The sequence below is a fragment of the Cobetia sp. 4B genome, assembly GCF_018831605.1.
GTDB lineage: Bacteria > Pseudomonadota > Gammaproteobacteria > Pseudomonadales > Halomonadaceae > Cobetia > Cobetia amphilecti.
Genome location: NZ_CP059843.1, coordinates 2,327,927 through 2,352,970 on the forward strand (window position 1 = coordinate 2,327,927; position 25,044 = coordinate 2,352,970).

Here is a 25,044-nt window from a genome sequence, read left to right on the forward strand (position 1 = left end):
ATTCGTTGACCGCGAAGGGAGGGCCTCATAGATTGAAGGCGTACCATCACAACAAGAAGCAGGGACAGGTACCGCATGCATCTCCCGGACGCAGCATCATGGTCACGAGAAGTCCCGCATGCACTGCCCCGCTCACAATAACGATAACGTGGATACTGCTATGAAAACCCTCAAGCCCGCTCTGTTGCTCCCGCTGCTCGCCCTCCTCCCGGCCACCCAGTCCATGGCCACCGAATTGCGCATGCTGTCCAGTTACGACCAGACCACTGCCTACTCCCGCGAGATTGCCCAGCGCTTCATCAAGGAAGTCGAAGCCAACAAGGCCGCCGACCTCACCATCAAGCTGACCGGTCCGGATGTGGTGCCGCCCTTCGAGCAGCTGCAGCCTGTCGCGGCCGGTGTCTTCCAGCTGCTGTATACCCACGCCGCTTACCACACCAACACCACCGGCGTCGGCGCCGCGATGGATGGCGTGGCGGTGAATCCGGAACAGACGCGTGAATCCGGCCTGTGGGACATGGTCGATGAGCACTACAACGGCCTGGGCCTCAAACTGATCGCGATTCCGCCGCTGGGCAGCCACGGCTTCCAGTACGTGCTGAAGGAGCCGATCACTGGTACGCCGGGTCTGGATGGCCGTCGTCTGCGCGGTAGCCCCACCTATACCAACGTCACCAAGGGCCTGGGCGGTACGCCGGTGCTGATGTCCAGTGGCGATGTCTACTCCGCGATGGACCGTGGCGTGATCGACGGCGCGGCCTGGGGCCTGAATGGCGTCAAGGACATGGGCTGGCAGGAAGTCGCCGGCTACTACTCCAAGCCGACCTTCGGTCAGACCTACAACTTCGTGCTGATGAACCTGAACGCCTTCAACACCCTGTCGCCAGAACAGCAGCAAGTGCTGCTCGACGAAGGGCGTGAGCTGGAAACCGAGATCGTCCCGATCCTGGATGAACTGGCAGTCGAAGAGTGGAAGGCGCTCGACGAAGCCGGCATGCAGGCCACCGAATTCGCACCGGAAGACGCCGAGCGTCTGGATGCCCTCGTCACCGACGGTATCTGGCAGCTGGGCATCGACAAGACCCCGGACACGGTGACCGCCATGCGTGAGCTGGCGATCGAGAAGAACCTGACCACCGTCAGCGAGTAAGGAATCCACCATGCTAACCCTGCTTGCACGTGTGCATGACGGCGTGACGCGAGCAGGCTTCCTTCTGGGCGGTGTCACCTTGTGTGGCATCGTCCTGTGCTTCTGGCTGGAAGTCATCGCGCGCTACTTCTTCAACTCTCCCACCCTGTGGTCCGGCGCGATGGTGGCTTACCTGCTATGCCTCTCGATTTCGCTGGCAACGCCGGAACTGGCACGCACCCATGGCCATATCGCCATCACCGTGCTGCCGGAGTGCCTCGGCCCTGCCGCGCGCGCCTTCTATGATCGTCTCCTCGCCCTGGTGACCGGCGCCGTCTGCGCCGTGGCCGGTTGGATCTGCGTGCAGGAAAGCCTGCGTCAGTTCAACTACCACACCACCACCGCCATGGGCCTCGACATTCCCAAGTACTGGGTCTCCAGCTTCATCGCCTACGCGATGATCAGCGCCGCCCTGTACTTCCTGCGCCACGCCTTTAGCCGCTCGACTAGCCGCGCGACGCCCCCGGCTACCGCCGCCAGAAAAGGACCCTGAGTCATGGAATGGTATACCTCTCTGGGCCTGGCCATCGCCTTGCTGATGGGCCTGTTCGCCCTCGGCATCCCCGTCTTCGCCGCCTTCCTGACCATCAACGTGCTCGGTACGCTGTGGTTGATGGGCACCGCCGGTTTCGGCATGTTCGCCAACAGTGTCTACGACAGCATGACCTCGGAGACGCTGACCACCATCGCGCTGTTCGTGCTGATGGGGGAGCTGCTGTTCCGCTCCGGCTCCATCGATGTGATCTTCGACTCGCTGGATGCCCTGATGGGCCGCATGAAGGGTCGCCTCTACTTCTTCGTCGTCGCCCTCTCGACGCTGTTCGGTGCCCTGTCCGGCTCGGCACTGGCCGTGACCGCCATGCTCAGCCGCTCGGCGCTGCCGACCATGCAGGAGCGCGGCTATGACGACAGGCTCTCCATCGGCCTGATTCTGGGCGGGGCGAGTCTCGCGCCGATCATCCCGCCGAGCCTGTTGGTGATCATCATCGGCTCGATGGTGGATGTCTCCATCGCGCGCCTGCTGATCGCGGGTATCCTGCCCGGCATCCTGCTGGCCGCGCTGTTCATCCTCTATGTGAAGGTGCGCATCACGCTGGACCCGCGCCGCGCGCCGCCCGTCGATGAAAGCGGTGGCGGCACGGCCCAGGAAAAGCGCCGCGCCGTGATCAACATGCTGCCGTTCACCATCATCATCTTCGCCGTGCTCGGCCTGATTCTGCTCGGCATCGCCACGCCGTCCGAATCCGCCGCCACCGGCGTGCTGGGCTCGCTGGTAGTCGCGGCCTACTACCGCAAGTTCTCGTTCAAGATGGCCGGCGAGGCGGTGATGTCCTCGCTCAAGGTCAGCACCATGATCATCCTGATCCTGGCGTGTTCGAAGCTGTTCTCGCAGCTGTTGAGCTTCACCGGCGCCACCAGCGGTCTGGTGAGCAGCGTGACAGGGCTGGATCTCGATCCAGTGTGGATGCTGCTGATCCTGATGCTGATTCCGCTGATCGCCTGCATGTTCATCGATCAGATCGCCTTCATGATGGTGGTGATTCCCATCTACGCGCCGCTGGTCAAGCTGTATGGCTTTGATCCGGTGTGGTTCTGGACACTGTTCCTGATCAACATCTCGGTGGGCAGTCTGACCCCGCCCTTCGGCTACAACCTGTTCGCGGTGAAAGGCGCCGCCCCAGCGACGCCGATGCAGACCATCTACGCCGCGGCCTGGCCGATCGTCATCTGCTTCCTGTTCGCGATGCTGATGCTTTACTGGGCCCCGTGGCTGACGACCTTCCTGCCCAGCCTGATCTGACCGACCACGACGAGAGACTTCCATGTACCAACTCAATGACATGCCAGCGCAGGTCGCGCCTGAACGGCTGGAACAGCTCAAGCAGTGCGAGACGGCCACCATCGGCCACTTCCACACCCACGGCTTCGTCGAACCGGCGATTGCCAGCATGCTGCCCGAGGTGCGCATCGCCGGTACCGCCGTCACCGTCTCGCTGCCGCCGGAAGACGGCACCCTGCTCAACCACCTGATGCGCCTGGTGCGCCCGGGCGATGTGCTGATCGTGCATCGTCAGGGCGATCGCCACCGCGCCTGCTGGGGCGGCGTGATGACGGAAGTCGCCTCACGCCTCGGCGTGGCGGGTGTGGTGATCGATGGCATGGCCACCGATGCGCTGACCATTCGCGACAAGCAGTTCCCGGTCTGGAGTCGCGGTGTCGCCTCGCTGACCACCCGCTTCGCCGGTATCGGCGGCGCGCTCAATGTGCCGGTCAGCATCGGCGGTGTCGTCGTCAATCCGGGCGATGCCATCCTCGCTGATGAAAGCGGCGTCATCGTGATGGCGCCCGAGGAAGTCTCGGCCATCGCCAGCCACGCCATCGAGGTGCAAGAAGCCGAAGAAGTGCTGCTGGCGAAGATTGCCGACGGCGCCTGCCTGCCGGACCTCACCGGCTCCAGCAAGCTGATCGAGGAAGTGAACGCACGCGGTTGATCCGTTCGCTTGATGCGATTGCGAGACGCTGAAACCAAAAAAGGCCACCAGATTGCTCTGGTGGCCTTTTGGGTTCTGACACGGTCAGTATGACACGGTCGGTCTGACACGGTCGGTCTGACACGCTCAGTCCGACGCGGGCTGAGGGCTACCCATCACTGATGGGTAATCACCGCCTCACAGCTGACCGGAAAATTCAGCGAATTGGCGATGAAGCACAGCGCATGCGCTCGGTGGTGCAGCTCATGGGCTAACGCGATATCGTCACCGGCGGCCAGCGTGATCTCGGGGCGCAGCACGATGGAGGTGAAGCGTCCCGCCTCGCCCGGGTTCTCTGTCTGAGTCTTGTCATCCGCGGCGGGAGCGCCTTCCTGCATCGTGCCCTCGGCGTGGTCGTGATAGCTCATGACACGAATGCCGGCCTCAGCACACAGGTGCAGATACCACAGCTTGTGGCAGGCCGAGACGGAGGCCACCAGCATGTCTTCCGGATTCCAGCGGTCAGCGTCGCCCCGAAAGGCGGGGTCGGCGGAGCCTTCCAGGCTCGGCTTGCCACTGACGCGGGCCACGAAATCACGCTCATAGGCGGTGTAATGGCGGGTGCCATCACCGCGATTGCCGGTCCACTCAAGTTCAACCGAATACTGGTGTCGTCTGGACATCGTTGTCTGCTGCTCTCTCACAAGGGAAACCGCGTGCGCCGCATGACGCGCAGTCTGATACTTCTGCCTGATTAGGCATCTGAACAGCGTCAGCACGCAAGAAGTCACCGTAGGCCGATGATAGGATTGAATCGATCGCACTCTGACAGGATGTCACGCATGGCGTTTGCCGTAACACGCTCCTTTGGGGCAATTCCCGGGCTGGCCGCCGCCGCCCTGACGCTCGGACTGGGCCTGAGCTTGGGCTTATGTCTCATTACCCCCGGTGCCTCGGCACGCGCCGAAGCCGCACAGTTTCGCCCCACGCCCAAGGTCATCAATACGCTGAGCAGTACCTACGGCTTCGTCATCGCCCAGGACATCACCCTGTCACGCATCGCCGATGAGTATCCCGGCCTCGCGCCGGATGCGGAACTGGCCTCCGCCTACTTCAAGAATGCCTTCCCGAATATCACCCATCGTCTGGCGGAAAACCTCGCCACCCTGATGGGCAAGGACCACGCGCGCGAAGTGCTGGAAGGCATCCGCCGTCAGATAAAGAAGGAGCTGGATTCGCAGCTGACCACCGACAAGCTGACCAGCGACTTCGCGGCCCGCTTCATCGAGGCCATTCATCTGCGCGCCCAGGGGGAATACCTGCCCTCGCCGTTCAAGGAATTCCTGCTGGCGACCAAGTATCAGATCGAGCCGGTGTACGAGCTGTACGACGGCTATTTCCAGGAATTCCACACCAAGGGCCACGCCAAGTCACTGGGCATCAACCTGGCGCTGCATCTGCCCGCCTCGTGGTCTGCCGCCGAGGGGCGCCTGCCGCATATCGTGCAGAAATGGCAGAGTCAGGCGGGTACCGGCACCGACATGATCATCCTCGAGATCTATGATCTGCATGGCGACACCGTCAGCGATGCGCAGCTCAAGGTAATGGCCGCCACGGACCAACTGGCGCAATGGGCGCCCATCAACAGTCAGATGCTCGACTCCGGCCTGACCCGAGTGGATCACCGTCAGGTCTACTGGTTCGATATCGCCATGACTCAGCGACACCAGGGCACACCCATCACCACGCAGACCCGCGAATACGGCCTCTTCCTCGACGACAAGCTGATCCGCCTACACTGCACCAGCTACCACCCCACCGCCGACGGCACCACCTACGCCAAAGCCAAGACAGACCTCTCAGTTGATGAAGGCTTCAGCGAGATCAAGCCGTTATGTGAAGGGGTGATGGAGAGTCTGGTGGTAATGGAAGAACAATTTAATTAAGTTCGGCTCTAAAAAGGCCAGAATCCTCGAGCCTAATACTATATTACTAGACGAAATACTCGAATACATTTATTGACATACTTGAGAGGAGTTGCAATGATTTAACTGCGTAAGCGACTCGCTTACTTTCTGCAGCTAGCACTCTAAATAGCATTGGAGTTGATGCTCCGTTGAATCGGGGCGCCTGCAGCGATGCAGGCTCGAGGGGGCTCCAAGCACTTTGGCTTGGGCTTGTGTAGCAACACCTCTGGACGGTGGGCGTAATCAGATGAAGGCAAAGGCTGTAGTCAATGCTAGAGTGCCAGCGTAAGTAACTTTGCTCAATTCAAGCTCTATAGAATGAGTCGATCGCGCCCACATTTATCATTTTTATTGAAATCATAATCATGAATAACTACAAGATAAAAGGTAGTGTTATTGCTAGCCCTCAGAATCTAGCTAAAGCTCTTAACCTTACCTTAGAAGAAATCAATGCAGCTAATGCACTGTCTACAGAAAAGCGTTATAAAGAAAAAAACTTGCCAAAAGCCGATGGAAACTTTAGAAAAATCTATAAACCCAACCATAGAATAAGAACCATACAAAGAAGACTTAACAAAAGAATATTCTCATCATCGAACGTAATCGAATGGCCAAGCTATTTATATGGATCGATACCCAATACAATAGGAGATGATGAAATTGAAATGAAAAAGGATTATGTAACATGTGCAAGCATACACTGCCAGGCAAAATCGGTTTTAAAAATTGATGTAAAGGACTTTTTTGACAACATTCATTCCGATTTGATTTTTAACATATTTATCAAGCTATTCAAGTACCCCCAAGAGGTTGCTGAATTGCTAACAGACCTATGCACCTATAAAAATAAACTTCCGCAAGGCGGCCTGACCTCTAGTTACTTAGCTTGTCTATCTCTCTTTGATGTAGAACCAGATGTTGTTAAAAGGCTTGAAAATAAGGATGTCAAATACACAAGATTTGTTGATGACATCACTATATCTTCACAACATCCTAATTACGACTTCTCTTTTGCAAAAAAATTAGTATTTGATATGCTTCATTCAAAAGATCTGCCAATCAATGAAGCTAAAACTACTGTTCAACGGCTATCCTCTGCACCAATATTAGTTCATGGCCTAAGAATTTCATTCAAAGAGCCGAGATTACCACCTGAGGAAGCAAGACAAATAAGAGCTGCGGTTAGGAATATTGAAAAATTATCTAAACATCCGGATTATCGTACTTCTAATGCTTACAAAAAAGATTATAATAAATGTATTGGACGCGTAAATAAACTCGCGCGGGTTAAGCATATTCAGCATAAAAAATTAATTTCTAGATTGAGAAAAGTTAAACCTTTACCGAATCGTCAGGCTGTAATCAGGGCTCGGAGCATGATAAGGCAGCTTGAACATATTTACCCTACACATTTACATGACTATTGGTACAAAAAGAAATACTTCCAAGCGCATGAACGCTTAAATATTATACAGAGAAGTTTCCCAAATATAGCGAAAACACTAAGATTTAAGCTGAAGACTATAAGGCCACAATATGAGTAACTTAATGGATACGTTAGTACAAAAATTCAAATACGCCTATAGCTCAGAAAACGAGTTCATTCTCGTAAACATAATTTGCACTATAATTTTTATAGTAGGTTTTTGTGCGGCCTCAGCTATACTTTTATTTACTGGATTTCAGGGCCAATTGTTTGACCTTAACCTCTGCTTCACTAACAAATGCGTAGAGCTATTTTACGAACAAGCTAGTACAGCAATAAGTGTATCCAAAGCTACTGGAGCTTCAATATTAGGGATTTTTGCCTTTGGCAGTTTTAATATAGCATGCAAAAACTATATAAGCAGCAAAAAAGCGTCCAACTCCAATATACATATCTCTAACGTCAGCGTGTTTCTTAAATACGTTGGTGAAGAAATTAACAAACGTGATAAGTTGCAACATAGCACATTTGACTTATTAAAATGGTATAACGCTATCTACCCGGACTCACAAGAAGGACAGTTAAAAATATCAGATAAATACTTTGATATATTAAAAGAAATATCAAGTTTAATACAGAAGTCTAATAGCCTTTTTATCTCACCCACATCAAAAGAGTTCAAATATACAGAGCACCAGGTTGATGCGATCAAACATTATCAACGCATCGGTATAACCTTACATATAATGCCTAGACTTGACTTCTATGAAGTTGAAAGCCAAATCATTAATCTTATAGAAACAATTAATACATCTTTCTGCTATCTTGATAATGACAAATCTTTTATTCCAGGCAGACAATATAGATAAAGCCAGCGAATGTCTTAATTTATAAATCAGCATGTTAAGGAACAAGCAAAATTCTAGCATCGCCTAGTCTATTGATTACTTGCATATATCTTTATGCATGACACTTCACAAAAAAACCTCTTGACATCATATTTCACTAGCCTCACAGGGGATCTTGTCAGTACAACGTTCAAGATAAATACTATTTCAATCGATTTATATATTAATATAATTTTTAGCTCCTTTTTAATTTCCTCACCACCGACGGCTGACTGATCCCTGCCCTCTTCGCTATTGCATAGGTACTGGGCAGCTCGGCAGCCATCTCTCGGAGCCATTGCGCTTCGATGCGTGCCAGGCCTTCCTTGAGAGTTTCGTTAGGGCCGAGTTTGGGGATTGGCATGGCTACCGCCCCCTCAGCGGCAGGCTCTGAGAGGGAGTTGGGACGATGAGAGTTATCGGCAGTGGTAAAATTTTCAGTAACGCCTATTCCATTAGATTTGTCATTACTGAAGCTAAATGAATTGCCTAGTCCATTAGCGTTATTCGTGGAACAAGTGTTGAGCAGTGTTTTCACTGACTCGCTGTCGATGACATCACTGGGGGCGCTGAGCCAGGCGCGTTCCAGCCAGTTTTCCAGTTCGCGGATATTGCCGAGCCAGTCCTGGCGCATGAGGATGGGCCATAACGAGGCGTCGAGGAGCTTGCGGCGACCGTGACGTTGATTGAGGCGGGAGAGGTGTTGCTCGATCAGGGCGGGAATGTCTTCGCGGCGTTCACGCAGCGGCGGCAGGCTGACGGGGAGCACATTGATGCGGTAGTAGAGGTCGAGGCGGAACTGGCCCTGCTCCACGCGGGCGGCGAGGTCTTGATTGGTGGCGACGACCAGACGGAAGTCGGCGCGGCGAGTGGTGGTGTCGCCCAGGCGAGTGATCATCCCGTCCTGAATCACCTTGAGCAGCTTGGTCTGGGTGGCCAGCGGCAGCTCACCGATCTCATCGAGGAACAGGGTGCCGCCTTCGGCCTGCTCCATCAGGCCCGCCTTGCCACGGTTGCCCGCGCCGGTGAAGGCACCGGCCTGATAGCCGAACATCTCGGACTCGAACAGGCTCTCGGGGATGGCGCCGCAGTTCACCTCGATGAAGGGGCCGTCGGCGCGTTGGCTCCAGCGATGCAGCTGATGGGCGAAGGCCGTCTTGCCGACCCCGGATTCGCCCAGCATCAATACCGTGGCGTTGGTGGGCGCGACCCGCTTGAGCAGCAGTGCTATCTCGCGCATCACCGGGCTTCTGACCTGCAGCTCGCCTAGCTCCAGCGCGGCGTCTTCGCACTCGGCCTGCTCTCGTGCTGATTGTTCACGTTGCCGCTGTTCAGCCTGGCTCTGTGCATATTGCTCAGTGGCCTGGACTGCTTGCCCTGCCCCCGCCGTTGTCCAATCGCTTTCTCCCTGGCTGACGCCGCCCAGATCGCCACCGCGCGAGTTGCGACGCAGATGATCACTGAAGCGCTGCTGAAGCACCGCGTATTCCTGCTGCAACAGCTGGATATCGGTGAGGTCCATCGAGCGGCTGACCACGCACTCGAGCTTGCCCGCGACGAACACCGGATGCGCCTGCGCCACTACCCGCCGCCCAGTGGCGGTGAGCTGCATCATCTGCAGCGTGCGCCCCGTGCGCAGCACCTCCAGGCTGATGGAGGGCTTGAGCACGCCGCTGGCTTCCAGCTCATGCACGTTGGCGGCACACAACTCCTCGCGGGTCATGCCATAGACCGCCGCGGCGCCGGGACTGACATCCATCACCTGGCCATCCGCATTGACCACGAAGTAGTGATCGTGAGCGGTGTCGATGATGGTCTTGAGAATCTGACGGTCGAGCTCTGACATGGCGGGCACCTCATGGTCGAGCCTGTGAATCGGGCGGGGCTTTCCAGCAGGTCTTTCTAGCAGTTCTTTCTAGCGCTTCTTTCTATCAGTTCTTTCCAGCAGGTCTTTCTAGCTGGTCTTTCTCGCACTGCGCTTGAAGACACTCTCGATGATGCCCGAATGTGATCCACAAATGAATCAGTGATCCATTTTTGAATCATTAATGGCGCACGAGTGATCCATAAATGAATCACTCGGCGACCGCCGTCAAATAAAGCTCAATAAAATCAATAGACTAAAAATTGGCATGGTTACTGCAATGCTGGGGTATGCGCCAAGGAAGATCGCCGGCTTTCATGCCACTGTCCGGCAGGCGATCAGGCGAACAATCACAATACCCCGCTCGCCGTCACGTCAGCGCGAGCGACTCAAGACCCTGGAGAGACAGATGAGCGAGTTCAATCAGCCGCTGGGCGGCAACGACATGCCACGTTTCGGCGGCCCGGCCACCATGATGCGTCTGCCGGCTCAGGAAACCGCGGAAGGCCTGGACGCCGCCTTCATCGGCATTCCGCTGGACATCGGTACCTCCAACCGCCCGGGTGCGCGTCTCGGCCCGCGTCAGATCCGTGATGAATCGCGCATGCTGCGCCCCTACAACATGGCCACCCGCGCCGCGCCCTTCGATAGCCTGCAGGTGGCGGACATCGGCGATGTGCCGATCAATACCTTCCACCTGCCCAAGAGCATGGACATCATCGAGCAGTTCTACGATGAGGTGCTGCGCCACGACTGCGTGCCGCTGACACTGGGCGGCGATCACACCGTCACCCTGCCGGTGCTGCGCGCCATCGCCAAGAAGCACGGTCCGGTCGGCCTGATCCACATCGATGCCCACGCCGACGTCAACGACCACATGTTCGGCGAGCCCATCGCCCACGGCACGCCGATTCGCCGCGCCCAGGAAGAAGGCCTGCTCGACAGCAATCGCGTGGTGCAGATCGGCCTGCGTGGCACCGGCTACTCCGCCGATGACTTCGACTGGTGCCGCCAGCAGGGCTTCCGTGTCGAGACTGCCGAGATGTGCTGGTTCAAGTCACTCGCCCCGCTGATGGCCGAAGTGCGCGACATGATGGGCGACCGCCCGGTGTACATCACCTTCGACATCGATGGCCTGGACCCCTCCGTCGCCCCCGGCACCGGCACCGTGGAAGCCGGCGGCCTGACCATGCCGCAGGGCATGGAAATCGTGCGCGGCGCGCGTGGCCTCAACATCGTCGGCGGTGACCTGATGGAAGTCTCCCCGCCCTACGACACCAGCGGCAACACCGCGCTGATGGGCGCGACCCTGCTCTACGAGATGCTGTGTGTACTGCCGGGCGTGCAACAGCGCGACTGATCCACGAACGACCCACGAATGACCCGCTGTCCTGCTGCACCCGCGCCGGGGGCCCGTCCCGCCCTCGGCGCACACAGAATCACCCGAGACGATACGGCATGATGCATCACACAATGCTCGGCTAGAGCCTGACCATTACAACAAGATCTAGGTGACCCGAATGACAACCAGCATCGACTCCGCGGCGGACCATACGCCGCCCCGCGCTATTTCTGACTCTGTCTCAAGTTCCGCATCAAGTTCTGGCTCTGGTGCTGAACAACCTGAGACCGCCAAGCCACACAAGGCGCAGAAAGACCTCATCGCCACCCGCCCCGTGCCGCTCACGGCCAAGGGGCTGATGAAATTCCTGGTGCCGTCACTGCTCGGCGTCAGCTTCTTCCTGGTGCCGTTCAGTGTCGGCGACACCATCAACATCGGCATGGGCCTGATGGCCGATTGGCTCAAGGCCACGCTCGGCAGCGCCTTGCCCGCCATCGCCGTCGCGGTGCTGTGCCTGTCGGTGATCCTCACCGGCTTCGTCAAGCTCGCCAAGCCCGCCTGGGCACGTCAGGGCGCGGCGCACGAGCTGTTCGACGTCTCGCCGGTGTGGTTCGCCATGCGTGCCCTCGGCGCCATCTTCGCGTTGATGACCTACTTCCAGTGGGGGCCGACCCAGGTCACCGCGGCCTTCACCGGCGGCGTGATGCTCAATGATCTCGCGCCGGTACTGCTGACCTTCTTCTTCTTCGCGGCCATTCTGCTGCCGCTGCTGGTCGACTTCGGCTTCATGGAATTCATCGGCAGCCTGGTGCGTCGCCCGTTCCGCGCCATCTTCAATCTGCCCGGGCGCAGCGCCATCGATGCCACCGCCTCGTGGATGGGTTCCGGCACCGTCGGCGTGCTGATCACCACCCAGCAGTACGAGCAGGGCTTCTACAGCAAGCGTGAAGCGGCGGTGATCGCCACCAACTTCTCGGTGGTCTCGATCGCCTTCGCGTTGCTGGTCACCAGCTTCATGAACATCAACCACCTGTTCGTGCCCTTCTATCTGACCGTCGTCATCGCGGGCCTGATCGCCGCCGTCATCGTGCCGCGTCTGCCGCCGCTGTCGCGCAAGCGTGATGACTACCACGAGCCGGTCGGCTGCCAGATCAGTGAAGAGAACCAGAGCGACTGTGGCGTGCTGCGCTACTCACTGGGCATGGCGGTCGCGCGCGCCGAGCATGCGCCGGGCCCGCTCAAGCTGGTGAAATCGGCCGGCTTCAACGTGGCGGACATCTTCCTCGGCCTGCTGCCGGTGGTGATCGCCATCGGCACCGTGGCGCTGATGCTGGCCGAGTTCACGCCGGTGTTCACCTGGCTCTCCTACCCGATGATTCCGCTGCTGGAACTGCTGCAGATTCCCCACGCGGCAGAGGCAGCCCCGGCGACGCTGGTCGGCTTTGCCGACATGTTCCTGCCGGCGGTGCTGGCCAAGGACATCGACAGCGAACTGACCCGCTTCGTGATCGCCTGCCTGTCACTGACCCAGTTGATCTACATGTCCGAGATCGGTGCCCTGCTGCTCAAGTCCAAGATTCCGCTCAAGATCTGGGAACTGGTGGCCATCTTCGTGCTGCGCACGCTGATCACCCTGCCGATCATCGCCGGTATCGCGCATCTGTTCGTGTTCTGAGCCAAGCGGGCACTCACCTTGTTTCTCATCTCATACGGGAGCACCACGGTGCTCCCGTCATTGGAATAACCTGCCATGACATGTGCTGAACTCCTGATCCGACTGCTGCGTGACACCTACGGCGTCGACACCGTCTTCGGTATTCCCGGCGTGCATACCGTCGAGCTCTACCGTGGCCTGGAGCCGGATGCCGATACCGCCGCGCGCAGCATTCGCCACGTCACCCCGCGCCATGAACAAGGCGCCGGCTTCATGGCCGATGGCTATGCCCGCAGCACCGGCAAGGCCGGGGTGTGCTTCATCATCACCGGCCCGGGGATGACCAACATCACCACCGCGATGGGCCAGGCGCTGGCCGATTCCATCCCGATGCTGGTGATCTCCAGCGTCAATCGCACCGACACCCTCGGCCGTGGCCAGGGGCGTCTGCACGAACTGCCCAGCCAGCAGCAACTGGTGTCGGGCGTGGCGCGCTTCAGCCACACGCTGCTCGACCCGGCCGCGCTGCCGGAAGTGCTGGCCCGCGCCTTCGCGCTGTTCGAGGGTGCCCGCCCCGGCCCCGTGCATATCGAGATTCCCATCGACCTGTTCAATGCCGAGATCGCTCCGCCCGCCGGTCGCACCACGCATGACTTCACGCGCCCGCGCATCGGGCGCCTCGCGCCGGACCCGGCCCTGCTAGCTGAGGCCGTGAGCCTGCTGCAGGGCGCCGAGCGGCCATTGGTGCTGCTGGGCGGTGGCTGTGTCACTGCACCCGAGGCGGCCCGCCAGCTGGTGGAGGCGCTCGATGCCCCCACCGTCACCACCATCAATGCCAAGGGTCTGCTGGGCGGCGCCCACCCGCTGGATCTCGGTGCCAACGCCGCGCTGCCTGCGGTACGTGAACTGGCGCGCGACGCCGATGTGGTGCTGGCGATCGGTACCGAACTTGGCGAGACCGACTACGACGTGGTGTTCGATGATGGCTTCGTGATCGGCGGTCAGCTGATCCGCATCGATATCGACCCCGAACAGCTGGCGCGCAACCAGCAGGCGACACTCGCCATCGTCGCCGACGCCGGCCTGGCGCTGGAGACTCTCGCCGCGCGTGTTGCTGATGGCCTGGGCGAAACCTATGACAAGACGGCTGACGCAGAGGCAGGCAAGACACGTGGCGCGCAGATCACCGCCGCCACGCTTGAAGCCCTCGCGCTGCCGACTGACCCGGCCTTCGCGCCCTATGTGCCGCTGTTCGATACCCTCCAGCAAGCACTGCCGGAGGCGATCTGGGTCGGCGATTCCTGCGCGACCGTCTACGCCGCCAATCATCTGCTCAGCCAGCCGGCACCGCGCCGCTACTTCAATGCCTCCACCGGCTACGGCACGCTCGGCTACGGCCTGCCCGCCGCGATGGGCGCGACCCTGGGCCGCCCGGACCTGCCGGTGATCGCGCTGGTCGGCGATGGCGGCATCATGTTCACGCTGTCCGAACTCGCCTGCGCGGTGGAAGAACAGCTGCCGGTGGTGATCGTGCTGTGGCACAACCAGGGCTATGAAGAGATCCGCCGCTTCATGGACAACGCCGGCGTCACGCGCCTGGGCGTCGACATCAAGGCCCCCGACTTCCAGCTGCTCGCCCAGGGCTTCGGCTGCGCCGCCGTGGCGATCGACTCCCCCAGTCAGCTGGCGACAGCGATCAGCGAGCGCGACGCAAACGCCCCGCTGCTGGTGGAAATCGACGCGGCGGGATGGCAGCGCTCAATCGCCGGCTGAGTCCGGCTCGGCGCAGCGCATCATTCTCACGAACAATGCCCGCCTGTGACCTTGAGGTGGCAGGCGGCATGGAACTCTCATGCCAGAAACTCACATGTCAGGAATGTCCATGCACAAGCTCGATCATCAGTTCATCAACAACGAGTGGGTCAAGTCCCACGGCGAGCGTCGTCTGGCGGTCACCAATCCCTTCGAGGAGACCGTCATCGCCGAGGTGACGGCGGGTGATGCGCGTGATGTACAGGCCGCCGTCGCGGCCGCCGCCGAGGCCTTCGAGGGTTGGCAGGCACTGAGTGGCGCCGAACGTGCGGTCTATCTGGAGGCCTTCGCCGAGGGGCTGACCTCACGCCGGGAAGCGCTGGTGGAGATGTCGTGTCGCAACAACGGCAAGATTCGCGCCGAGGCCGAGATCGATCTCGATGACGCCATCGGCTGCTACCGCTATTACGCCGCCCAGGCACGCGCGCTGGATGCGCGTCAGGGTGCGGAGGTCGCGCACGATGTCGAAGGCTATGCCGCGCACACCTATCACGAGCCGGCTGGCGTGGTGGGACTGATCACGCCGTGGAACTTCCCGCTGGTCACCAGCGCCTGGAAGGTCGCGCCGGCGCTCGCCGCGGGCTGCACCCTGGTGATCAAGCCGTCTGAAGTGACGCCACTGCCGGAGCAGGTGATGGCCGAGATCGCCCTGGAAGCCGGTCTGCCGGCAGGCGTGTTCAACCTGCTGCACGGCGATGGCGAGGGTATCGGCGCGCCGCTGACCCGTCATCCGCGCATCGACAAGATTTCCTTCACCGGCAGCAATGTGGTCGGCGAGAAGGTCATGCAGGCCGCGGCCTGCGGCACGCGCGGTGTCTCTCTCGAGCTTGGCGGCAAATCGCCGATCATCGTGCTCGACGATGCCGACGTCGAGGAAGCCGCCGACTGGGTGATGGCGGGCATCTACTTCAATGCCGGTCAGATCTGCTCTGCCACCTCGCGCCTGCTGGTGCATGAAGCCATCGCCGATGAGCTGCACGCCGCACTGGCCAGCCGCATCGATGCGCTGGTGCTGGGTGACCCGCTGGATGCCGCGACCCAGATGGGCCCGATGACCAGCGCCCGCCAGCGCGACACCGTGCTGAGCTATCTGAACGTGGCGCGCGAGGAAGGCCTGGCGGCGCTGCGCGATGGCACCCATCGCAGCCTGCCGAGCAAGGGCTACTTCGTGGCGCCGACCCTTTACACCGATGTGCCGGTAGCAAGCCGTCTGTGGCGCGAGGAGATCTTCGGGCCGGTGTTGTGCTCGCGCCGCGTCGCCGATGAGGCCGAGGCGATCCGCCTCGCCAATGACTGTGATTTCGGGCTGGTGGCCACGGTGGTCAGCGGCGATGCCAGGCGCGCCCAGCAGCTCGGCCGTCGCCTGCGCGCCGGGGTGGTGTGGTACAACAGTGAGCAGCTGCCGCTGGTTCAGGCCAGCTGGGGTGGCTTCAAGCGCAGCGGCATCGGCCGTGAGCTGGGGCCGTGGGGCCTGGCGGGCTATCTGGAGGTCAAGCACATCATCGGCCCAGTGCTCGACTGAACGTATTGACTGAACGTATTGACTGAGCATCTTGTGTGACCAGATAAGAAAACGCCCCGCCTCGGCAATCACCGAGGCGGGGCTTTTCGTTCACGACTCTTTATGGAAACCAGCTACTTCTCCTATTTCTCCTATCAGCCGACCGCCGCCGTCTGGCTGATGCCGTCCCGCGCGCAGGACTGGCCGCAGTGGCTGCCGTGAATGCTCAGCGCCTGCCAGGCATCGAAGGTGCTGAGATAGATGTCACCGCCGAGATTGGCCGGCAACTCCGAGCACTTGAGGCGGTCCATCACCGGGCCCTTCACCTCACTCAGATGCAGCTTCACGCCAGCGGCGCTCAGGCGTTCATTGATGACTTCCAGGCTTTCCAGCGCCGAGGCGTCGATCAGGTTGACCGCCTGACAGGCCAGCACCAGATGCTTGAGCGAGGGGCGTTCGGCCATCAGCGCCAGCACGGTGTCTTCCAGATAGCGCGCATTGGCGAAATACAGACTCTCGTCGATGCGCAGAATCGCCAGTTCGGGGTCGGTCTCCACCTCATGGCGCTCGACATTGCGAAAGTGCTCGCTGCCCGGCACGCGCCCCACCAGCGCACTGTGCGGCTGGCTGGTGCGCTTGAGATAGAGCCCCAGCGACACGGCGATGCCGACGATGATGCCGCTCTCCACCCCATGCGCGAGGGTGATGACCAGCGTGATCATCAGCGCCGCACCGTCACCCTTCGAGTAGCGGAAGGTGCGCTTGATCGCCGCGATGTCGATCAGGCTGGTGGTGGCGACGATGATGATCGCCGCCAGCGTCGCGCGCGGCAGCCAGGCCAACCAGTCGGTCAGCCACAGGCTGGCGAGCAGAATGCCGATGGCGGTGAAGGCCCCCGCCAAGGGCGTGGCGGCGCCGGCATCGAAGTTGACCACCGAGCGCGACAGCCCGCCCGAGATCGGCATGCCACCGCTGACGCCTGCGCCCATGTTGGAGACGCCCAGCGCGATCAGCTCCTTGTCGGGGTCGATGCGCTGACGGCGCCGCGCGGCGAGAGTCTGGGCCAGCGCCAGCGATTCGACGAAGCCGACCACGCTGATCAAGAGTGCCGAGATCAGCAGACCCGACCAGTCATGGCTGACAAGGCTTGGCAGGCTGAGATCGGGCAGCCCGCCGGGCACGGCACCGACCAGCGCCATGCCGCTCTTGCCCTGCTCAAGCTGTTCGCCCTGAACGAGAGGATCACTCAGCCCCCAGGCCAGCAGGCTGGAGACGATGACGGCGATGATCGGCGTGGTCTTGCACAGCATGCCTGCCGCGCTCTCGCTCATCCGCAAGGCCATCAGGCCATGCTTGAGATGGCGGCGCGCCAGGATCAGCCACGCCAGGCAGCCCAGCCCGATGGCGAGTGTCGGCAAGTGCAACTCTTGAGCGCCTGCCGACAGCGACTCGCCCATCGCGATCAGATTGCCGCCGCTCAGGCTCAGGCCAGTGATCGGCCCGAGCTGACTGGCGATAATCAGGATGCCCGAGGCGGTCATGAAGCCCGAGATCACCGGGTGGCTGATGAAATTCACCAGCACTCCCAGGCGCAACAGCCCCATGGCGATCAGCATCGCGCCGGAGAGAAAGGCCAGCAGCAGTGCAGCGGCCAGCATCTCGGGCGTGGAGAGCGCCGCGCCATCGGCGCCGCTCATGCCCGCGATCGCCGAGGCCGTCATCAGCGAGATGATCGCCACCGGCCCCACCGCCAGGGTGCTGCTGGTGCCAAACAGCGCATACAGCACCAGCGGCAACATGCTGGCGTAGAGGCCGACCTGCGCCGGCAGCCCCGCCAGCAGTGCATAGGCCAGCGCCTGAGGCACCAGCATGACGCTGACGATCACCGCCGCCAGCAGATCACGCCCGAGACTGTGGCGGTCATAGTGGGCAAGCCAACCCGCCAGCGGCAGCCAGCGGGCAAGCGACGCCCCCTTTGTCTCTCGAACCGGCTCAGACATCGCGTGACGCCGGACGCGCCAGCCATTCGTGGCCCTTGAGCAGCAGGTTCCAGTAGATGAACGGCAGCCCTCGTGCCTTGAGCTGCCAGGCCAGGCGAGTCGGACGCGTGCCGTCATTGACCCACTTGGGGAAGGTGGGCTGCAGTTCGCCGCCGTAACCGAATTCCGCCAGCACGATGCGGCCGTTCTCCACCGTCAGCGGGCAGGAGCCATAGCCCCGATAGCCCGCCGTGAGCGCGCCACCGGTCAACGTGGCCAGCAGGTTCTGGACCACCACGGGGGACTGCTTGCGTACCGCCGCGGCGGTCTTGGCATTCGAGGTACCGCTGACATCGCCCAGCCCGAAGATGTCGGGATGGCTCATGTGCTGCAGGGTCTCGGGTTCGAGATCCAGCCAGCCAGCGGCGTTGGCCAGCCCGGATTGTGCGATCAACGCCGGTGCCTTCTGCGGCGGCACCACATGCAGCATGTCGAAGGACTGCTCGACGATCTGCGGCTCGCCGCCCTCCTCGGCTGCCGGCACCTCGAAGCGTGCCGTCTGCGTCTCGCCATCCACCGCGACCAGCCGCTGATGGAACCTGACATCGATGCCATAGCCCGCGACCGCCTCTTCCAGCGCCGGCACGTAGGCCGGCACGCCGAACATCACGCCGCCGGCGTTGTGGAAGCTGACCTCGAGCTGCGACAGCACATTCTCGCGCTGCCAGTGATCGCAGGCCAGATACATCGCCTTCTGCGGCGCACCGGCGCACTTGATGGGCATCGGCGGCTGGGTAAACAGCGCCTTGCCGCCCTTGAGGGTCTGCACCAGCTGCCAGGTATAGGGCGCGAGATCATAGCGATAGTTGGAGGTGACGCCATTTTCGCCCAGCGTCTCCTCAAGCCCGTCGATGGCGCCCCAGTCCAGTTCCAGCCCGATGGCGATCACCAGGCGCTCGTAGCGCAGACGATGGCCATTGCCGAGCGTGACTTCGTGTGCCTCGGCATCGATGCCGGTGGCCGTATCGCGATACCAGTGCACGCCCTTGGGCATCACCGAGTGCATCGGCTTGCGCGTGAATTCCGGCGTGAAGATGCCGCCACCGACCATCGTCCAGCCCGGCTGATAGCTGTGCTGCTCGGCGGGCTCGACGATGGCGATGTCCATGCCCGGCTGGCGCTTGAGCAGACTGGCCGCCACCGCGATGCCGCCGGCCCCGCCACCGATGATCACCACCTTGTGGGCGTTGGGTGCCAGGCGGTGATTGGCGGCGCGAGTCGCTTCCGTGGCCGAATCAGCCCCCTGATTGTCACAAGGCGTCGTTGCAGAATCCGAAACTGGCGGGGTCTGTGGCGTGCTCTGGCTCATCGATAAGGCTCCCATCGCGGAAAATCGTCCATTTGAGTCACAAAATTACGTAAGCAAGCTACATAGGCAAAGCGCCTGGTCATACTCCCTGCCGGCATGGCAGCCATCAAAGCTGATCAAACGGCAGGTTGAGCGGAATCTTGAGATAGGCGCGACCGTTGTCTTCCGCCGGCGGCAGCTGGCCGGCACGCATGTTCACCTGCACCGCCGGCAGCATCAGACGCGGCATGCCAAGCCCGGCATCACGCTTGGTACGCATGTCGACGAAGGCCTGCTCATCGATGCCGTCATGCACATGGATATTGTGCTCACGCTGCTCACCCACCGACGTCTGGCAGCAGAAGCCTTCTCGCCCTTCGGCCGAATAATCATGGCACAGGAAGATGCGTGTGCTGCCTGCAAGCGAGAGCACCTTGTGAATCGAGCGATACAGCGTACGCGCATCGCCGCCGGGGAAATCGCAGCGCGCGGTGCCGTAATCGGGCATGAACAGGGTATCGCCGACGAAGACGGCGTCGCCGATCACGTAGCTGACGCAGGCCGGCGTATGGCCCGGCGTATGCAGCACGCGGCATTCAAGCGCCCCGATCGCCAGGCTGTCGCCCTCTTCCAGCAGGCGATCGAACTGGCGGCCATCACGCGCGAAACCCGCCTCGGCGGCGAAGATATCGGCAAAGATGTCCTGCACTTCGCGTATGCGCGCCCCGATCGCCAGCTGGCAATCCAGCTTGCCTTTCAGGTAGGCGGCCGCCGACAGGTGGTCGGCGTGGACGTGGGTCTCGAGAATCCACGCCACCTCGAGGGACTCGGCTTCGATATGCGCAAGCAAGGCATCCGCAGAGCGGGTGCTGGTGTGGCCTGCGGGATAATCGAAGTCGAGCACGGGATCGATGATCGCGCACTGGCGGGACTGCGGGTCGCGCACCAGGTGCGTGAAGGTGTTGCTGTCTTCGTCGAAGAAGCTCTCGACCTGGGGGCGCTGTATTGAGGTTGCCATCTTCCGACCTCCTGCTTCGCTCAAGGATTGATGTCTCAAGCCTACGCTTGCAGCGGCAACAACGCAAAATAGAATAACGTTAAAACCATAAAGAATAACAACAAGGCGTCTTCAATAACCTATTGTTCTAGCTATTGAATTTCCCAATAGCAATTAGCGACATCCCTCAACGAAATGCCTTTCACCATAAGGTATAGCTGATAGAAAGAATCGCACACGCTATGCTGACATTGCGCGGTGACACGATTCAGCCATACAATCTTGAACGATTAAGTTTCACAAGTTGCTGTCACTTACCCTAGCCCTCATTGGACGAGCTACACCATGTCACGAATACTTCAATGGTCGATCACGGTTGCCCTCGCCGGCTTCCTGTTCGGTTTCGATACCGCCGTCATCTCGGGGGCGGATACCTCACTGCAGAGCCAGTGGGGTCTGAGCGATCTCAACCACGGCCTCATCATCATGTCGATGGCCCTGTGGGGCACGGTGATCGGCGCCATCTTCGGCAACTGGCCGACCGATCGCTTCGGGCGCCGCGCCACGCTGATCGGCATCGGTATCCTCTATCTGGTCTCGGCGCTGGGGTCGGCGCTGGCCACTGACCCTTATGTATTCTCGTTCTTCCGTCTGCTGGGCGGGCTGGGCGTGGGGGCCTCATCCGTCGCGGCGCCTATCTACATCTCGGAAATCGCACCGCGCAAGCGGCGTGGGGCGCTGGTCGGGCTCTATCAGTTCAATATCGTCTTCGGGATCCTGATCGCCTTCGTCTCCAACTACTTCATCGGCTTCATCGACGGTGAGAACTGGCGCTGGATGCTGGGCGTGGAAGCCGTGCCGGCCGCGCTCTATCTGTTGATGATCTGCAAGGTGCCGCGCAGCCCACGCTGGTTGATCCTCAAGCGCAACGATGAGGCGGCCGCCGCCGAGATCATCGCGCTGATCAACCCCAAGGCCGACATCGCCGAGGAAATCGCCATCATCCGCGGCACCGAGAGCGATGCAAGTGCCAAACAGCACACCCGTCTGTTCGCCTGGCGCTATCGTCTGCCGGTGCTGTTCGCCTTCCTGATCGCGGCCTTCAATCAGCTGTCCGGCATCAACTTCATCATCTATTACGCGCCGCGCATTCTGGCCGAGGCGCAGCTGGAAGCGAGTGCTGCCCTGCTCTCGACGGCGGGCATCGGGGTGATCAACCTCGTCTTCACCCTGCTGGGCATGTCGCTGATCGACAAGCTGGGGCGCCGCACCCTGATCAAGATCGGCTCTGCCGGCTATCTGGTGTCGCTGTGCCTGATCGCCTGGGCCTTCCATCTCGAGGACTTCTCCGCCATGGGCGGCTATGGCGTGCCGGTGCTGCTGGGCGTGTTCATCGCGGCGCATGCCATGAGCCAGGGCACGGTGATCTGGGTGTTCATCTCAGAGATATTCCCCAACAAGGTACGTGCCATGGGCCAGTCCTTCGGCAGCTCCGTGCACTGGATCTTCGCGGCGCTGATCGCGCTGCTGATGCCGACCATCCTCAGCCACTTCAGCGGCGGGCCGGTGTTTGCCTTCTTCGCCGTCATGATGCTGCTGCAACTGGTGTTCGTGCTGTTCTTCATGCCCGAGACCAAGGGTGTCTCGCTTGAGGACCTGCAGGGCCGTCTGATCCGCCCTTCGCGCAAGGAGAAGGAGCAGGAACAGGCCGCGGCACTCGCGCCACAGGGCAACTGAGGCTCTTGACGACTTAGCTTTGAAGCCTGACTCGAGTAACGCTCTCCAGACGCCGACACCCCGCCCTGTGCGGGGTGTCGGCGTTTATGGCTCTGGCAGTCATGCCCGTCAGGAGCCCCCGCCGAGCATCGCCTCACGACATGAGAGCGGCTCCGCTACCCACAACGCACTTGGCTTGCTGCCCTTCTCCTGCGCTGACGCGCGCCAGATCGCTACGTGCAAATAGCGTGGTATCGTCGCCGGCTCAATCGCCAGCCTGAGCGGCGATTTTCAGCGCCATATGTCGGGATTATTACGGATATATTCTTTGGTCTCGTCATTCTTGCCAAGCTAATCAAAACAGTGAAAAGATCGCTTCCGAAACGTTTCGGGTAACGGTTTCCGCTCACAGTTACCGCAAAGGAAAAGTGCCATGCCGCCGAACATCACACTCAAGCATCTCGCCAGCCAGCTGGGCCTGTCAGTCACGACGGTCTCGCGGGCATTGGGCGGATTCGAGGATGTCAGCGCCACGACCCGTGAGCGGGTGCAGGCCTATGCCAGTGAAGTGGGCTACAAGCCCAATCAGAGCGCACGCCGCCTCAAGACAGGCCGCACCTCCTCGGTGGGCTACATCATGAACGGCGCCCAGGGCGACTTTCGCGATCAGTTCAACACCCGCCTGCTGGTCGCGCTGGGCCAGGCGCTGCACGACGCCGCACCGGAACATGACCTCATCGTCACCACGGTGCCAGAGGACCGCGACGAGCTGGACACCTACAAGCGTTTCATCGATGGCGGCAAGGTCGATTCCTTCGTGGTGGCACGTACCCGCATTCAGGACCCGCGCGTCGACTTCCTGCTCGACAGCGGCATCCCCTTCGTCACTCACGGTCGTACCGGCCGCGCCAGCGAGCACGACTGGGTCGACATCAATGCTGCCGACGGCTTCATGCGCGCCACCCGCCATCTGATTGGCCTGGGCCATCGCAATATCCTGTTCCTCAACTTCTTCAGCGACCTCTATACCGCCGTCGAACGTGAGACCGGCTATCTGCAGGCGATGCACGACGCCGGCCTCGCGCCCAGCTCGCGCCATTGCCCGCACGGCTATGCCAGTGCCTATCAGGTCGCCCATGAAGCGCTGTCCGGGGCCAACGCCCCCACCGCCTTCGTGTGTGCCAGCGACATCTTCGCCTACGGCGTGATGGAAGCGGTCAGCGCCTGCGGCCACACGCCCGGTGAGGACATCGCCATCATCGGCGCCGATAACCTGCCGCCGCAGATGTACCGCCAGCCCAGCCTCAGCACCCTGGACGTCTCGTTCGAGACCGTCAGTCAGGCGCTGATCGAACTGGTGCTGGCGCCGCAGGAGGGCGCGCCACGCCATCGCTGCTTCGATTACGACCTGCTGCTGCGCGATACCACTGCCTGAGCACACATGCCTGAGCACACAGGACCATCGACTGACCTCACGACGCCAGAAGCCTGACCGCTAAACGCCTGATCTGAAAATGCCATCGCCAGAACGTGGTCAGCGTGACGCCAGAAAAACAACACCCGACCGGGGAGACCTCCATGCGCAAGATGCCAACCGCCCTCGCTTTGCTGGCGCTGCTGGGCAGTACGTCCGCCCTCGCTGACATCACCTTCTTCAGCACCCAGGCCAGACCGCTGGAAGAGGCCCAGCAGATGCGTGAGATCGCGCTGGCACCCTACGCCGAGGCCATCAATTACATGCCACAGGAGACGGGCACCTTCCTGTCGCGTCTCGAGGCGGAGAAGACCAGCCCCGATGGCGCGCTGGATCTGCTCGGCGGGCTGCACGGCGAACTGGGGTCGCTGACGCCCAGCATTCTGGCGCCGCTGGATGACCTGCAAGGCTCGCTTGCGGACGCGGGCATCAGCCAGCAGTACATGACGCTGGGCAAGCTGGGCGGCGACCAGCAGCGCTACATCCCGTGGATGCAGGCGACCTACATCATGGCCGCCAACCGCAAGGCGCTGCCCTACCTGCCCGAAGGCGCTGACCTGAACGCGCTGAGCTATGACGAGCTGCTGGCCTGGGGCCGCAACATGCAGGAGGCCACCGGCAGCCCCAAGCTGGGCTTCCCGGCCGGTCGCAAGGGGCTGATCCACCGCTTCCTGGAAGGCTATCTCTACCCGTCCTTCACCCACTCGGTGGTGCGTGAGTTCCGCAGCGATGACGCCGTGGCCATGTGGCAGAAGTTTCGCGAGATCTGGGCGGTGACCAATCCGCGCTCCACCGCCTACGGCTTCATGCAGGAACCGCTGCTCAATGGCGAGGTGTGGGTCGCCTTCGATCACACCGCGCGCTTGAAGGATGCCTTCAACAAGCAGCCGGATCAGTACGTGGCCTTCCCGGCCCCCGCCGGCCCCGAGGGGCGCGGCTACATGCCGGTGGTCGCTGGCCTGGCGGTACCCGCCAATGCCACGAATCCCGATGCCTCGCGCAAGCTGATCCGCTATCTGATGACGCCGGAAGCCCAGATTCGCACCCTGCGGGCCACCAACTTCTTCCCGGTGGTGGAGGCTGAACTGCCCGATGACCTGCCCGCCAGCATTCGCATGTCCGGCAAGGCGGTCGCGGCCCAGTCCTCCGCCGATGACGCCGTGCTCTCGCTGCTGCCCAGCGGCCTGGGCCAGCAATCGGGCCTGTTCAACAAGATCTACCGCGATGCCTTCGTGCAGATCGTACTGCGCGACGCCGACATCGAGGAGACGCTGGATATCCTCGCCCCGCGCCTGCAGACGCTGATCAACACATCAGGCGCAGGCTGCTGGCTCCCGGATACGCCCAGCGACGGCCCCTGCCCGGTCAAGTAAGCCGCTGACGCCAGAACGCAACACTCAAGAACGCATCACTCGCC

19 protein-coding genes are annotated in these 25,044 nt (G+C 60.8%); 14 read left to right on the top strand and 5 right to left on the bottom strand.

The window, feature by feature from the left end; translation table 11 throughout:
- The first annotated feature begins 160 nt into the window (after window positions 1-160).
- From dctP to H2O77_RS09795, 4 genes are read left to right on the top strand one after another with little or no spacing between them, the layout of a single operon-like run.
- The gene (gene dctP / locus H2O77_RS09780) at window positions 161-1,150 is read left to right on the top strand and encodes a TRAP transporter substrate-binding protein DctP (RefSeq protein ID WP_192838901.1); all 990 of its coding nucleotides are present in this window, start codon (window positions 161-163) and stop codon (window positions 1,148-1,150) included.
- Between the two features lie 10 nt (window positions 1,151-1,160).
- The gene (locus H2O77_RS09785; RefSeq protein WP_215822875.1) at window positions 1,161-1,682 is read left to right on the top strand and encodes a TRAP transporter small permease subunit; all 522 of its coding nucleotides are present in this window, start codon (window positions 1,161-1,163) and stop codon (window positions 1,680-1,682) included.
- A 3-nt stretch (window positions 1,683-1,685) separates the two neighbouring features.
- Entirely contained in the window at window positions 1,686-2,990 is a 1,305-nt protein-coding gene (locus H2O77_RS09790; RefSeq protein ID WP_054556964.1) for a TRAP transporter large permease subunit, read from the top strand.
- Between the two features lie 22 nt (window positions 2,991-3,012).
- Window positions 3,013-3,681, top strand: coding sequence for an RraA family protein (locus H2O77_RS09795; protein ID WP_131432145.1), 669 nt, complete (start codon window positions 3,013-3,015; stop codon window positions 3,679-3,681).
- A 155-nt stretch (window positions 3,682-3,836) separates the two neighbouring features.
- Here the strand turns inward: H2O77_RS09795 and H2O77_RS09800 are convergent, their stop codons facing one another.
- On the bottom strand, window positions 3,837-4,343 hold the full coding sequence (locus H2O77_RS09800; protein WP_215822877.1) for an OsmC family protein: 507 nt from the start codon (window positions 4,341-4,343) through the stop codon (window positions 3,837-3,839).
- A 159-nt stretch (window positions 4,344-4,502) separates the two neighbouring features.
- Here H2O77_RS09800 and H2O77_RS09805 point away from each other — a divergent pair, with 159 nt between their 5' ends.
- From H2O77_RS09805 to H2O77_RS09815, 3 genes are all read left to right on the top strand, one after another.
- Window positions 4,503-5,606, top strand: coding sequence for a hypothetical protein (locus H2O77_RS09805; protein ID WP_215822879.1), 1,104 nt, complete (start codon window positions 4,503-4,505; stop codon window positions 5,604-5,606).
- A 386-nt stretch (window positions 5,607-5,992) separates the two neighbouring features.
- A complete protein-coding gene (locus H2O77_RS09810) occupies window positions 5,993-7,171 on the top strand; it encodes a reverse transcriptase family protein (RefSeq protein ID WP_215822881.1) in 1,179 nt (392 codons plus the stop codon).
- A gap of 4 nt (window positions 7,172-7,175) precedes the next feature.
- Window positions 7,176-7,922 carry a retron Ec48 family effector membrane protein gene (locus H2O77_RS09815; RefSeq protein ID WP_215822883.1) on the top strand — a complete coding sequence of 249 codons (747 nt, stop codon included), beginning with the start codon at window positions 7,176-7,178 and terminating at the stop codon, window positions 7,920-7,922.
- A 214-nt stretch (window positions 7,923-8,136) separates the two neighbouring features.
- Here H2O77_RS09815 and H2O77_RS09820 read toward each other — a convergent pair whose 3' ends face one another.
- The gene (locus H2O77_RS09820) at window positions 8,137-9,786 is read right to left on the bottom strand and encodes a sigma 54-interacting transcriptional regulator (protein ID WP_240548567.1); all 1,650 of its coding nucleotides are present in this window, start codon (window positions 9,784-9,786) and stop codon (window positions 8,137-8,139) included.
- A 427-nt stretch (window positions 9,787-10,213) separates the two neighbouring features.
- On the opposite strand from H2O77_RS09820, the gene speB reads away from it, so the two are divergent.
- The 4 genes from speB (at window position 10,214) to H2O77_RS09840 (ending at window position 16,134) form a co-directional block, all read left to right on the top strand.
- Window positions 10,214-11,164, top strand: coding sequence for an agmatinase (gene speB / locus H2O77_RS09825; RefSeq protein WP_054556970.1), 951 nt, complete (start codon window positions 10,214-10,216; stop codon window positions 11,162-11,164).
- Between the two features lie 340 nt (window positions 11,165-11,504).
- On the top strand, window positions 11,505-12,821 hold the full coding sequence (locus tag H2O77_RS09830) for a YjiH family protein (protein ID WP_131433041.1): 1,317 nt from the start codon (window positions 11,505-11,507) through the stop codon (window positions 12,819-12,821).
- A gap of 75 nt (window positions 12,822-12,896) precedes the next feature.
- Window positions 12,897-14,573 (top strand): 5-guanidino-2-oxopentanoate decarboxylase, encoded by a 1,677-nt coding sequence (locus H2O77_RS09835; protein ID WP_215822885.1) that lies wholly within the window; start codon window positions 12,897-12,899, stop codon window positions 14,571-14,573.
- 109 nt (window positions 14,574-14,682) lie between these two features.
- On the top strand, window positions 14,683-16,134 hold the full coding sequence (locus H2O77_RS09840; protein WP_215822887.1) for an aldehyde dehydrogenase family protein: 1,452 nt from the start codon (window positions 14,683-14,685) through the stop codon (window positions 16,132-16,134).
- 134 nt (window positions 16,135-16,268) lie between these two features.
- Here the strand turns inward: H2O77_RS09840 and sulP are convergent, their stop codons facing one another.
- The 3 genes from sulP to H2O77_RS09855 all read right to left on the bottom strand — a co-directional run bounded on the left by sulP (window position 16,269) and on the right by H2O77_RS09855 (window position 20,446).
- Window positions 16,269-18,113 (bottom strand): sulfate permease, encoded by a 1,845-nt coding sequence (gene sulP / locus H2O77_RS09845; RefSeq protein WP_215822888.1) that lies wholly within the window; start codon window positions 18,111-18,113, stop codon window positions 16,269-16,271.
- Window positions 18,106-19,461: an FAD/NAD(P)-binding oxidoreductase gene (locus tag H2O77_RS09850; RefSeq protein ID WP_215822889.1), complete on the bottom strand. Its 1,356-nt coding sequence runs from the start codon at window positions 19,459-19,461 to the stop codon at window positions 18,106-18,108. The genes sulP and H2O77_RS09850 overlap by 8 nt, the downstream gene beginning before the upstream one ends.
- Before the next feature lie 106 nt (window positions 19,462-19,567).
- Entirely contained in the window at window positions 19,568-20,446 is an 879-nt protein-coding gene (locus tag H2O77_RS09855; RefSeq protein WP_215824558.1) for an MBL fold metallo-hydrolase, read from the bottom strand.
- A gap of 336 nt (window positions 20,447-20,782) precedes the next feature.
- Between H2O77_RS09855 and H2O77_RS09860 the strand changes: the two genes are divergently transcribed.
- The 3 genes from H2O77_RS09860 (at window position 20,783) to H2O77_RS09870 (ending at window position 25,000) form a co-directional block, all read left to right on the top strand.
- Window positions 20,783-22,174 (top strand): sugar porter family MFS transporter, encoded by a 1,392-nt coding sequence (locus H2O77_RS09860; protein WP_215822890.1) that lies wholly within the window; start codon window positions 20,783-20,785, stop codon window positions 22,172-22,174.
- Window positions 22,175-22,586: 412 nt separating this feature from the next.
- Complete coding sequence (locus H2O77_RS09865) at window positions 22,587-23,588, top strand: substrate-binding domain-containing protein (RefSeq protein WP_215822891.1); 1,002 nt, start codon at window positions 22,587-22,589, stop codon at window positions 23,586-23,588.
- Window positions 23,589-23,731: 143 nt separating this feature from the next.
- A complete protein-coding gene (locus tag H2O77_RS09870; RefSeq protein ID WP_215822892.1) occupies window positions 23,732-25,000 on the top strand; it encodes an ABC transporter substrate-binding protein in 1,269 nt (422 codons plus the stop codon).
- Window positions 25,001-25,044 lie beyond the last annotated feature (44 nt).